Source organism: Dethiosulfovibrio russensis (genome assembly GCF_021568855.1).
Lineage (GTDB): Bacteria > Synergistota > Synergistia > Synergistales > Dethiosulfovibrionaceae > Dethiosulfovibrio > Dethiosulfovibrio russensis.
In genome coordinates this window covers 1-13,269 of record NZ_JAKGUG010000008.1, presented here as the reverse complement: position 1 = coordinate 13,269, position 13,269 = coordinate 1, and the positions used below count along the sequence as shown (strand labels likewise).

At 56.4% G+C, this 13,269-nt stretch carries 8 protein-coding genes; all 8 read left to right on the top strand.

Going from position 1 to position 13,269, the window contains the following annotated elements:
- Positions 1–41 precede the first annotated feature (41 nt).
- The 8 genes from L2W48_RS09410 to L2W48_RS09375 all read left to right on the top strand — a co-directional run bounded on the left by L2W48_RS09410 (position 42) and on the right by L2W48_RS09375 (position 13,098).
- On the top strand, positions 42–503 hold the full coding sequence (locus L2W48_RS09410; RefSeq protein ID WP_236099511.1) for a tripartite tricarboxylate transporter TctB family protein: 462 nt from the start codon (positions 42–44) through the stop codon (positions 501–503).
- 18 nt (positions 504–521) lie between these two features.
- Positions 522–2,000, top strand: coding sequence for a tripartite tricarboxylate transporter permease (locus L2W48_RS09405; RefSeq protein WP_236099510.1), 1,479 nt, complete (start codon positions 522–524; stop codon positions 1,998–2,000).
- A gap of 164 nt (positions 2,001–2,164) precedes the next feature.
- The gene (locus tag L2W48_RS09400) at positions 2,165–5,284 is read left to right on the top strand and encodes an efflux RND transporter permease subunit (protein WP_236099509.1); all 3,120 of its coding nucleotides are present in this window, start codon (positions 2,165–2,167) and stop codon (positions 5,282–5,284) included.
- Complete coding sequence (locus L2W48_RS09395; RefSeq protein ID WP_236099508.1) at positions 5,281–6,588, top strand: TolC family protein; 1,308 nt, start codon at positions 5,281–5,283, stop codon at positions 6,586–6,588. The genes L2W48_RS09400 and L2W48_RS09395 overlap by 4 nt, the downstream gene beginning before the upstream one ends.
- The gene (locus L2W48_RS09390) at positions 6,585–7,661 is read left to right on the top strand and encodes an efflux RND transporter periplasmic adaptor subunit (RefSeq protein ID WP_236099507.1); all 1,077 of its coding nucleotides are present in this window, start codon (positions 6,585–6,587) and stop codon (positions 7,659–7,661) included. Before L2W48_RS09395 ends, L2W48_RS09390 begins: the two co-directional genes overlap by 4 nt.
- 120 nt (positions 7,662–7,781) lie before the next feature.
- On the top strand, positions 7,782–8,624 hold the full coding sequence (locus tag L2W48_RS09385) for a transporter substrate-binding domain-containing protein (RefSeq protein WP_236099506.1): 843 nt from the start codon (positions 7,782–7,784) through the stop codon (positions 8,622–8,624).
- Entirely contained in the window at positions 8,621–12,007 is a 3,387-nt protein-coding gene (locus L2W48_RS09380) for a response regulator (protein ID WP_236099505.1), read from the top strand. Before L2W48_RS09385 ends, L2W48_RS09380 begins: the two co-directional genes overlap by 4 nt.
- Before the next feature lie 20 nt (positions 12,008–12,027).
- Complete coding sequence (locus L2W48_RS09375) at positions 12,028–13,098, top strand: HD domain-containing phosphohydrolase (protein WP_236099504.1); 1,071 nt, start codon at positions 12,028–12,030, stop codon at positions 13,096–13,098.
- The last annotated feature ends 171 nt before the right edge of the window (positions 13,099–13,269 follow it).

The following is a 13,269-nucleotide window of genomic DNA, read 5'->3' as shown; positions in this document are numbered from 1 at the left end:
GCACCTTTAAAGGTGCCCCGGATCTTTTGGAGGTATTCCACATGAGAAGAGCCGATGCAGTCACCGCCCTGGTCTTCATGGCGCTGGGAGGGGCCGCACTGTACCAGACGACCTTGTTCGACCAGACCCTCATAACGGACAACTACCTGGGGGCCACCTTCTTTCCGAGAATGGTAGCCGTAGCTATGGTAGCCATGGCCATTTCCCTTCTATGGGGATCGAGAAAAGCTCTGACCGAGGAGGAAGACGGAGAACCGATGTTCGGTCCCGGGATCCTTCGCCCCATGGTCGGTGCCGTTGTAGTTGGAGCCTATTCCTGGGCTCTCGAACCCTTAGGCTTCATAATATCCACAGTTATTCTGAACGTAGCCATACTTTTGACCTTCGGAGTGAAAAAGATACCCTTGCTGTTGATCCTGCCGACTGCGGCTACTCTGATCATCTACTGGGTTTTCTATAAACTTCTGACCGTGCCCCTCCCGGAGGGGATATTCTTCCTCTAGAAAGGGAGGCGTAGAACTATGATAGATCTCCTCGTACAGGGATTGGGAACCGCCCTGTCGCCCCAGGTCTTCCCCTTCCTCTTCTTCGGGGTGATGGGCGGCATCGCCATAGGATCTCTGCCGGGACTTACCGCCACGATGGGAGTGGCGGTGCTGCTTCCTCTGACCTTCGGGATGGAGTCCACCAGGGCGCTGGTCCTTCTCGTCGGCATATACATAGGGGCCATCTACGGCGGATCGATATCGGCGATCCTCCTGAAGACCCCCGGCACCCCCGCCGCGGCGGCCACCGTTCTGGACGGACATCAGATGGCCAGCCGGGGAGAGGCGGCAAAGGCCCTGAGCATATCCGCAATAGCCTCCTTCGTAGGAGGCATGGTGAGCACGATCATGCTCATATCGTTCTCGCCGGTGCTGGCCAAGTTCGCCCTCAGGTTCGGCGCCCCCGAATACTTCGCCCTGGCGGTGTTCGGATTGTCCATAATAGCGTCCATCTCTGGAAAACACCCCATAAAGGGGCTCCTCGCCGGGATGTTGGGGCTGCTGGTCGCCACGGTGGGGCTGGACCCCGTAACGAGCTATCCCAGATTCACCTTCAACCAGATGCACCTCTACAACGGCTTCTCCATCATTCCGGTACTCATAGGCCTGTTCGCCCTTTCGGAGGCCTTCGTACAGATGGAAAACTTCCGGGTAGGAAGCAAGATAGACACGGATTTCAAGAGAGGGATCGTGTCTCTAAAGGAAACCATCGGCCTTCTACCGACGATGCTGAAGTCCGCCTTGATGGGAACGATCATAGGATCTATCCCGGGAGCGGGTGCCGATATAGCCGCCTTCGTGACCTACAACGAGGCCAGGAGATCCTCCAAGAACCCTAAGGCCTTCGGGACCGGGTGTATGGAGGGCATAGCCGCCCCGGAGGCGGGCAACAACGGGGTGACCGGAGGGGCTCTGGTGCCGCTGCTCACATTGGGAGTACCGGGAGACGCGGTGGCCGCCATAATGCTGGGAGCTCTGATAATACAGGGACTACAGCCTGGTCCTCTGCTCTTCACCCAGAACGCCGACGTCATATACGGACTGTTCGCCTCCATGCTGGTGGGCAACATACTGATGCTCATGCTGGGATTGCTCGGGGTGAGGCTCTTCTGCAGGGTCGTGGAGATACCAAAGAGGGTCATCATACCGGTGGTCATAACCCTCTCGGTGGTGGGAGCCTACTCGATGAACAACAGCGTCTTCGACGTATGGGTGGCCCTGGGGTTCGGGGTAATAGGCTATCTGATGCAGAAGGTCGAGATGCCGGCCTCGCCGGTCATTCTGGCGGTCATACTCGGCCCCATGGCGGAGAGCAACCTCCGAAGAGCGGTGCTCATGTATCAGGGCCATTACGATTTTCTCTGGACGAGACCGATAACTGTGGTGTTCCTGGCCCTTGCGGCGATCTCCCTCTTCTCCTCCTGGATGAGGGCAAAAAAAGAACGAAACATCTGACATAAAGGGCCCCCAAGGCTATATAATCGGAAGGTCTCGCCTAGGCGAGACCTTTTTTCGTTGACTTAGCCCCGTAGAATCCATAAAATGACCTCCGTTAACGAGTTAAAATAAACGTGGGAGACCGTGCCGGAACTCCCCAGAAAGATAGAGGAGAAGATCCCATGAGAAAACTCATAGAGACAGCCCTTAAAAGACCGGTCACGGTGGTCATACTGACCACCGCCCTGATAGTGTTCGGGATATACGCCTTCGCCAACATGGGGATGGAACGGATGCCCAACGTGGATCTGCCCTACGTAATGGTTCAGACTACCATGGAGGGAGCCAGCCCGGCGGTGGTGGACAACGACATAACAGACGTACTGGAAGAGCAGATCAATACCATAGACGGTATAAAAAACATCGACTCCAGCAGCTACGAGGGAAGATCGGTAATAGCCATAGAGTTCCAGCTGGATAAGGACGTCGACGTAGCCGCATCGGACGTCAGGGCCAAGGTGAACCTGGCCAGAGGAAGTCTGCCCGACGAGGCAGACGACCCGGTGGTCGACAAGTTCAGCTTCGACGACATGGCCGTCATGACCATAGCGGTCAACAGCACAGCCGACATGAGATCCACCTCCACCTACGTGGACAAGATCGCGAGGCAGAGGCTCCAGACGGTGAAGGGAGTCGGCAACGCCCAGGCGGTCGGACTCAGGGAGAGGGAGATAAGGATCTGGCTGGACCCCATAGCCCTACAGGCGAGGGGCTTGACCGCCACGGACGTCAAAAACGCCATCAACGAGAAACACGTCGAGCTCCCCGCCGGAAGGATAGAGTCGGAAAGCCAGGAGTTCGGCATCAGGCTGGCCGGAGAATACGGCTCCATAGAGGCGCTGAGCCAGATGGCGGTGGCCCGAAAAAACGGCGCACTGGTGAGGCTGAAGGACGTCGCCCGGGTGGAGGACGGCTTCGAGGACCGACGAAGCATAGCCACATACGACGGACAGCAGACCATACTCATACAGATCCGTAAGCAGAGGGGAACCAACGAGGTCGCCCTGGCCAAGGACGTAAAGGCAATGGTGGAGAAGCTGAACGCCACCGCTCCGAAGGGGATATCGCTGAAGATCGTCCAGGACACGTCTCGGTTCATCATAAGATCCATGAACGGCGTCAGAGGGGACATAATCATGGGAATCATGATGACCTCGATCATAATGTTCCTCTTCCTCCGTACCATAAGGGCCACCTTCGTGGCGGTCATAACCATACCGGTATGCCTCATAGGAACACTGATCGTCCTCGACGGCCTCGGCGTGACCATAAACAACATGACCATGCTGGGGCTCTCCCTGGCTGTGGGGATGGTGGTCGACAGCACCACAGTCGTGATGGAGAACATCCACCGTCACAGGGAGATGGGCAAGACCGCCATGAGATCCTCCGCCGACGGAGGATCCGAGGTGGGATTCTCCGTCTTGGCCGGAGCCGCGACCACCATGGCGGTGTTCCTGCCGGTGGCCTTCATGAGCGGCATAATAGGGCGATTCTTCTACGCCTTCGGAATAACCGTAGCCATGACCATACTTATATCTCTGATACTGTCCCTTACTCTGACTCCGTTCCTCTGCTCCAGAATTCTGGGACGACAGACCGAATCGGCCCTCACCAGAGCCATGGAAGCTCCGTTCCTGGCATTGGAGCGACTCTACACCGGCTTGCTCGGAGCAGCCGTAAGACATAGATTGATAACCCTGATAGCGGCGGTGGCCATATTCGCTTCCGGACTCTGGATGGCCGCTCAATTGGGCTCGGAGTTCTTCCCCAACGAGGACAGGGGACGATTCAAGATAAACTTCGAGCTTTCCGCCGAGGCATCTCTGCAACAGACTGAGGACTTTCTCCTGGAACTGGGTAACTTGGTCCGTCAGGACCCCAGAGTGATCTACACCTACGGCACTGTGGGATCGGGACAGGGCGGCGAGGTCTACAAAGGGACGATAACCGTTGAGCTGGTGCCGAGAGACGAACGGCCTCCCTTCTACGTGATAATGGGGGAATACCGCAAGAAACTGGCGGTCTATCGAGACGTGGACATCACTCTGGGACGTTGGGGAGGATCGGACATATCGCTGGTCCTTCAGGGAGACAGCACCGAGGAGCTGGCAGAGATAGGAGAGGCAATGAAAGCCGAGCTGGAGCAAAAGAGCGTCGGCCTGGTGGACATAACCACCGACCTCAGGATGAACAAACCCAGGATAAACCTGGATATAGACAGAAACCTCGCCGACGACCTGGGGATCAGCATGAGAGACCTGTCGACGGAGATAAAGACCTATTTCGGAGGAACCAATTCCGGTAGCTTCAAAGAGGGGGGATACCGCTACGACATAAGGCTCAGAGCCGGAGCGGAGGATCGAGACGCACCGGAGAAGATCTCGGACATAGCGGTTCGGGGAGGAGACGGCGAGCTCGTGAGGCTTCCCGGCCTGGTCACCCCCAGGATAGAGATGGCTCCCAACGTAATAAAGAGACACAACAGACAGAGATCGCTGGAGATAGGGGCCAACACCGACGGCATATCCCCCGGCGAGGGGATCGTACAGCTCGAGGAGATCTTCGACCGCTACGCCCCTTCGGACGGCTCCGTCACCATGTCCCCCGCAGGGGACACGGAGAACATGAGGGAGAGCTTCGCGTCTCTCACGACCGCCCTGGCATTCGCTATACTTCTGGTCTACATGGTGATGGCGATACAGTTCGAGTCCTTCATGCACCCCCTCACCATCATGTTCGCATTGCCCCTGATGACCGCCGGTGCCTTCGGTCTTCTACTGTTAGCCGGAGTAAGGCTCAGCGTGATGAGCTTCATGGGAATAATTCTGCTGGTGGGGATAGTGGTGAATAACGCCATTCTCCTGGTCGACTTCACCAACCAACAGAGGGAACAGGGCATGGACAAAATATCGGCCATAATGAAAGCCGCACCTCTGAGGCTGAGGCCGATACTCATGACCACCTGCTCCACCATGGTCGGAATGCTTCCGATAGCACTGGGACTCAGCGAAGGAGGCGAGATCAGACAGCCTATGTCCATAACGGTCATAGGAGGCCTGTTCACCGCCACCCTCCTGACTCTGGTGGTCATCCCGGTGATATACCTGATCGTCGACGACATGACGGACCGGGTGAAGAGAGCTTTCTCCAGAGCGGGCGCGATCGTCAGAGGACGCAGGATGGCAGCCTCCGGACGGCTTCCCGGACAGACTACCGAAAGGGGCAAGACAGCCAGATGAAAACGAAGAAAACGATAGGCGTCGCCGTCGCTATGATGGCGATACTTTCCGTCGCACCGCCCGTGTCCGCAACCTCCCTGACCCTCGAGGAAGCTGTCAGGATAGGGGTAGAAGAGGGAATAGAGGTTCTGAAGAGCGCCCAGGACATGGACAAGAGCGAGGCGGGAAAGCTGGTAGCCCGATCGGCACTTTTTCCATCCCTTTCCCTGGGGGGCAAGTACAAAAGACAGGACGAGCAACACGCTCTTGCGGAGGAGGCAAACTCCTACGGCGTATCGATAACCGCCACCCAGCCGGTATACACGGGGGGGAAGGCCACCGCATTGCTCAAACAGTCCCAGGCCTACGAAACCTCGGTGCTGGAGGCAGTGACCGACGCAAAGGAGACCGTGGCCTACTCGGTCATACGCCAGTTCTACGACATTCTCCATTTGAGGGAAAACGTGGCCGCAGCCAGGGACTCGATGGCCTTCGCAGAGAGTCATCTGAAGGAAGTCGTAAAAAAGGAGGTCCTGGGCGTAGCGAACCGGTTCGAGGTCACCAGAGCGGAACAACAGCTGAGCGGCTACAGAACCCAGCTCATAACCGCCGTCAACGACCTGGAATCGGCCAAGATCGCCCTTTTTACCACTCTGCGGATGGACCCAGAGTCGGACGTAAAGATAGAGGGCAGCCTCGACTTCGTGCCCTACGTCGGCGACAGAGAGGGCTCTCTCGAAAGGGCCATGGCGAACAGACCGGACCTGAAGGCGTCACTTTCATCTCTGGAGATACAGCGACAGGAGATACAGGTAGCCGCCAGCGGGCTGAGACCTAAGGTCGATCTGAAAGCCTCCTACACCTGGGACGACCCGAAGGAAAGCGACGGTACCGACGACGACGACTGGGAGATAGCCTTGGAGGTGGACGTGCCCATACTGGACAGGAACGTCACCAAGGCCCAGATAATGAGGGAAAAGGCCAACCTGAGACAGAGAGAGCTGGACCTCCAAAAGCTTCGGGAGGCCATAAGAAGCGAGGTCTCCCAGGCCTGGTTAAATCTCGAAACGGCTAAACAGGCGGTGGAATCCACGTCGAAAGACCTCGAATTGGCCTCCGAATCCCTTAGGTTGGCCCAGGTAGGCTACAGAGAGGGAGTCAGCACCCAGATAGACGTCCTGGACGCCCAGGCATCCTACACCAAGGCCAGAAAGGAACACGCTATGGCTGTGAGCGCCTATTCCGTCCAGGTGGCGGCCCTGGAGAGAACCGAGGGAGAGCTGGTCTCCCATGTCCTGAAAGAAAACGGAGGTGAAGACAGATGAAAATAGCCGTTGTCATCGCTCTGGCGACCGTGTTGCTATGGGGATCCACCGGGGCCGCTCAAAACACCGTCGTGACCGTGCAGACCGTGGAGATAACCCCTAAGGTGGAGAGAGGTTTTTCCGAGAACAGCACCCTGGAGGCCATAGACGAGGTAACCATCTATCCCAGGGTGAGCGGAAGGCTGATGAAGGTCTTCGTGAAACAGGGAAACTCGGTATCTCCCGGAGACCCTATAGCGGAGCTGGACCACAGAGACGTCGACGCCCAGATATCTCAGGCCAAGGCACAGATAGCCGTCGCCCAGGCCCAGGTGGCCCAAGCCATGGCGGAACTTGAAAACGCTAAGAGGGAGAGGGATCGCTATCTCAGGCTGGTCAAGGAGGGCTTCTCCACCCAGCAGCAGTTGGACTCGAAGGAGACGGTCTACCGCACCGCAAAGGCGGCGGTAGACCTCAACAGGGCTCAGGTCAGACAGCACAGGGCCAACCTGGAAAAACTCCAGGTAGACCTGTCCGAATACACGCTGAAGGCGTCCATTCAGGGAATTGTGGTGAACGACTACTCCAGAACCCCGGGAGAGATGATAACCCCTCAGACCCCTCTGGCTCAGATCGCCGACATATCAAGGCTGAAAGCGGTCATCCAGGCTCCGGAAAGCCACGCCAGACTGATAGAGCAGGGAATGACGGCTTTCGTGACCGTCGGAGAGATCAAGCTGGAGGGCAAGGTCTCCCGAATCCGCCCCTTCGTCGACCCCAGCACCAGGACCACACAGGTGGAGGTCGCCATCGAAAATCGGAAAAACCTCAAACCGGGGATGTTCGCAAGGGTCTTCATCGTTGAGGAGACCCTGAAAAACGCCGTCATGGTACCGATGGAGGCGGTGATCTCCGAGCAGGGCGGCTCCTTCGTCTTCGTGGTGGAGGATGGGAAAGCCGTAAAGAGACCGGTCAAACTAGGACCGTCCGTAGGAAGGGATAGCCAGATCCGAGAGGGCCTGGAACCGGGAGAAAGGCTGGTCGTCTTGGGAGGAAAGAACCTCTCCGACGGAGACCAGATAACGATCCGTTAGAACGCTTCGACTGAAGGGAACGACAAAAGGGACGCCTAGAGGCGTCCCTTTTGTCGCATAGGAAGAAACGAGATGTATAATGAAAGAGGTGGTAGTGTTTCCTATAGAGGAGGGATATCCATGAAACGAACGGTTTTTCTCTTCCTGCTCCTATCGGCTCTGTGCGTCTCGTCCGCCCAGGGGGAAGGCCTTAAGGAGATTAGGGAGAGAGGAGAACTTCGCCATCTCGGCGTGCCCTACGCTCACTTCGTGAGCGGAAGCGGAGACGGACTCGACGTGGAACTGATGAAAAGATTCGCCTCCTTCCTAGGGGTGAATTACTCTTTCGTCCCGACGGACTGGCAAAATCTCGTGCCCGACCTCCTGGGAATAGAGATAAAAAAAGACGGATCTCTTTCCGAGACGACGAGACCTATAAGAGGAGACCTTATAGCCTCCGGACTGACAGTCCTGGAGTGGAGAAAGAGGCTGATAGACTTCTCCAGCCCCACCTTCACCACCCAGGTCTGGCTTGTTACTAGAGCCAACAACCCGATAAGACCAATAAAACCGTCGGGCGACCTGGAAAAGGACATAGAATCGACCAAGGAACTGGTGAAGGGGAAGTCCCTCATGGGCTGTCCCGGTACCTGTCTTGATCCCGATCTGTACGGGCTGAGAGACCTGGCCAGAGAGCTTGCGCCCTTCGAGGGAAACCTGAACGACCTGATCCCAGCCCTTATCTCCGGCCGCTCGGAGCTGTTGCTGCTGGACGTCCCGGACGTCCTGGTCGGCCTGGCCTCGTGGCCCGGACAGATCAAGGTTCTAGGCCCGATCTCCCATAAACAGGAGATGGCAGTGGCCTTTCCCAAGGGATCCGACCTGAGGGATGAATTCGAGAGGTTTTTCTCCGAACTGGTGGAAAAAGGAGAGTACTCCCTCATGGTGGAGGAATACTATCCGTCCATAACGGAATTCCCATGAAGCGTTCCTTGCCTACGCTCAAGAAGGCCCTGGCCGTGTCGATCGGGCTTTTTCTGGCCCTGATAGCGGTCCTGATAGTGGTGAACTACCGGTCTCAGAGGTCCTTCGAGAGACAGACTGTACGGGCTCTTCAGATACAGGCGGACAACATGGCCTCCATAATGGGCTACATACTGTTCGAGAGAAGACAGGACGCCTACGACATAGCCGAAAGCAAGGAACTCACCGCCTACTTTCAGGGGCGGGACCTCGGTATGTCCAGGGAATACGGGTTGAAGGCCAGCCAGGAAAACCTTCATACCCTGCTGAAGAGGAAACTCCAGAACACAACGTTCGAAAACGACATGGTCTACTACAGAATAGCGGTCATACTGGACGACGGCAGCCCCCTCGCAGTGACCCCGGCCGTACAGGGCAACCCTCCCGACTGGCTCAAATACCGCTACACCCTCAACCCCTCGGGGCGGATCATAACCGAGTGGGAGAACGGAGAGAGCCGACTGGTTATATCCTACCCCTACTTCTACAAGGGGAAGTACGAGGGACAGATCGTGCTGTGGATGACCCCGTCGGACATACTGGCAAGACTCAGAGCGAGACAGAGCACCGAGCCGTGGAACAACATATTCCTCACCACCTGGAACGGCCAGAGGGTGACGTCGCCGTTCGAGAACCCCCAGGAGGCCAGCAAGATATTCCACCACCTGGAGGGAGCGGAGGAACCGATGGAGGTAAAGGTGGGAGAGGAGGACAAGCCAACCAAGGTCCTGGCCGCAAAGGCGGCTGTTCCGGGAGCGTCTTTGTTCCTCTTCCTAGTGACCCCTAGAGACAGGGTCTTCGGCTCCGCAACCCCCTACGGCAACCTGATCATAATGGGAGCCTCCGCACTGTTGCTCCTGGGAGGCGGACTATTCCTCCTTAGGGAAAACACCAAGGCCGTGATACTGAAGGCCAGGGTCGACGAGGCGGAGAAAAATCAAACGACCGTCAAGGAACACAACGAAAGGCTCAAGACCGAGATAAGGGACCGCAAAAAAGCTGAGGGAGCCCTACAGGGACAGCTATCCTTCATGCAGGTCCTTTTGGATACGATCCCCAACCCGGTTTACTACTTCGATAAAAACGGCATAATAATAGGGTGTAACAGGGCCTTTTCCTCACTGCTGGGTCGAGAGGGATGGGGAACGATCGGCGCATCCCTGGGAGAGCTGCTCCCTACGAAAGTATCGAAAAAGCTCATGGACCTGGGAGAAAGGATCTTGAACGGCCACGAACCGGTCCGATTCCAGCTTCCCATTGATATCGACGGCCGGGAATACCGTTTTTTCTTCAATCAGGCGGCATTCCATTCGAACGAGGACAATTCCGGGGTGGTAGGGGTTATGGAAGACGTCACGGCCCTCATTCAAAACGCCGTCGAGCTCAGAGAGGCCAAGGAAGAGGCGGAGAGGGCCAACAGGGCAAAGAGCACCTTTCTGGCCAACATGAGCCACGAGATCAGGACCCCCATGAACGCCGTGTTGGGCATGACCGAGCTCGCCCTGGAGACCACCTACGACAAGGACCAGAGGGAATGCCTGGAGACGATACACGAGGCCTCCTGTTCGCTGATGGACATAATCAACGACATACTGGACATATCCAAGATCGAATCGGGACACATGGAGATAGACAGCCACCCCTTCGACCTTGGCGAGGTCGCCTGGAAATCCGCCAGTTACCTCGCCAAGGAAGCCCACGGCAAGGGATTGGAACTGAACGTCGACATAGACGAAGACCTGGCGGAAAGCTACATAGGCGATTCGGTGAGGATAAGACAGATAATGGTCAACCTGCTTAGCAACGCGGTCAAATTCACCGACGAAGGGGAGATCCTTATGTCGGTGAAGGCTACGGAAAAAACCGCAAAGGTGGATTCGGTAGAGATAAGGATAGAGGACACAGGAATAGGGCTGTCCGAAAAAGAGATAACAAGGATATTCTCTCCCTTCATCCAGGCCGACGTATCGACGACCAAGCGCTACGGAGGCACAGGACTCGGCCTGTCCATATGCAAAAAACTGGTGGAGATGATGGGAGGAGAACTTGAGGTTCAAAGCGCTCCCGGAAAGGGAAGCGTCTTCAGCTTCGCTATTCCCCTGAGAATAGGAGACCGAAACAGGCAGAACCTACATCCCGAACTGAGATCCCGTTCTGCCCTGATAGTGGACGACAACGAGACCAACAGGGCCATACTTAGCCGCAAGCTGTCCGCCTGGGGCATGGAAGTCCACCAAGCAAAATCAGGAGAGGAAGCCCTGAAAATATTGACCGGAAAAAACCGAAGATCGGCGGACATAATGATACTGGACTGCCATATGCCAGACATGGACGGCCCCACCGTGCTTGAAAGACTAAATCAAGAGGACGCCATGCCGGAGGCGGCCATAATGTTCAGCTCCCTAGACGGGCCGGATGTAAAATCCAGATGCAGAGATCTCGGCATACGTTGGTTTCTGACTAAGCCCATCCCGGACAGCGTGTTGAAGAAAACCCTGATAAAATCCATAACCCCGGAGGAAGCGGGCTCCACGCCGCAGGAACTGGGCGATCAGGATCTGTTCGGGGTCGGGAAGTCCGTGCTGGTCGTTGAGGACAACGAATTCAACGCCAGGATAATGAGAAGGACCATGGAAAGACGGGGCTTTCAGGTAATCCTGGCATTAGACGGCGTGGAGGCACTGAAAAAGATAGACGAGACCAGGCCTGACCTGGTTCTGATGGACATACAGATGCCTGTAATGGACGGAAAGGAGACCACCAGAGAGATCCGACGGGAAGAACTCCGATCGGGACGTCCCAGACTTCCGGTGATAGCCCTTACCGCCTATGCCATGACGGAGGAAAAATCGGCCATACTGGAATCGGGGGTAGACGACATAGTCACCAAACCGGTCAACAGAGAGGAGCTGTTCCGGGCCATAACGGCTCTGCTTCCGGAGACATCGGAAACAGAGCCCACGCCCACTCCGACGGAGAAATCCGATGGAATCCTGGATCCCGACAGGGTCGCGGCGCTTCTGGAAATGATTGGAAAGGATCAGGCCATAATGGAGGAGGTCATCGGCGACTTCATTGAAAATCTGCCGTCCCAGCTAGAAAATTTGTCTCAAGCCGTGGCAAAGAGGTCGCCGGAGGAAACGGCAAAGGCGGCTCACGGCCTGAAAGGATCGCTCGGAACGGTAGGAGCCCGAGAGACCTGGGAGATATGCGTCCGACTTGAGAGACTTGCCAAGGAAACCGATTCGACCGCCTGCGTCGAGGTGTTTAAAGAGCTCGAATTATCTCTGAGAAAACTGACGAACGAACTGAAAAGAGGCGGCTGGAAAAAATACGTCGAATGAGAGAGACAAGGGGGCTCACTATGGCTACGGTACTGATAGTTGAGGACGAAAGGACAACCCGCAAGGTCCTGGCCCTGGGGATAAAGAACCTCGGCTACAGGGTGATGGAGGCCGAAAGCGGAGAGGAAGCCCTGTCCATGCTGCTGGGGGTCGACTCGGACATCGACATGATACTGATGGACGTAGTCATGCCGGGGATGGACGGGATAGAGACCACCGGCAGGATAAGATCCATGGAGATACCGGCGGTGATAATAATGCTGACCTCCGACGACAGCTCCGAGACAATCAAGAGAGCCGTCATGGCCGGAGCGGACGACTACATGACCAAGCCGGTGGACCCCAACCAGCTGGCCACCAGACTTGAGTTGGCCCTGAAAGCGTCGAGCTTCTACGTCTACAGACACAACTTCGCCAGCCAGATAGAGGGCTTCGAAAGCTTCCATGCGGAAGACCGAAAATCGATGGACATAATAGCCAGCAAAAACGAAAACCTCCTCTCCGACCTGCTGAAGACCCTCAACCTCATCGCCAAGATGAGGGACAACGACACATACGAACACACATCCCGGGTCGGGTGGCTGTCCATGGCCCTGGCCAAGACCATGGGAGAGCCGGAGGACGAGGTACTCTCCCTGGGACTGGCCGCACCTCTCCACGACATAGGAAAGATAGGCGTCCCAGACTCGATCCTCTTAAAACCCGGATCTCTTACCGATCGGGAATGGGAGATAATGAAACAACACCCGATATTCGGGTGGAAACTGCTCAGCCGCTTCTCCTCTGGAGTCCTCATGACCGCCGCATCTGTAGCCTTGAACCATCACGAGAGATGGGACGGATCAGGGTATCCTAAGGGGCTGAAGGGCGAGGAAATCCCCCTTTACGGCCGGATCGTGGCTGTGGCAGACAGTTTCGACGCAATGATCAGTCCCAGGCCCTATAAGGAAGCGAAACCAGTCGATTGGGGATTCGAGGAAATACGATCGCTGGCGGGAATCCAGTTCTGCCCCGAGACGGTCAAGGCCTTTATCTCCCTGGAAGAGAAAATAGAAAAACGTTACGAGATGGAAAAACAGGCTCAGATTTAGACTCCTATATCTGTCCATGCACCTATAGAGCATCTCTAGAAACGCTACTCCTCGGAGAGGTCGTTTCGGCGAAGCCCATTCGAGCCCGTATTTCCGACCTGCCGTCGTGTAGTACGGATGGGGCGACAGGACGTCGCCCCAAGCCGAGGGGGCACAGGACGTGCCCTCCGA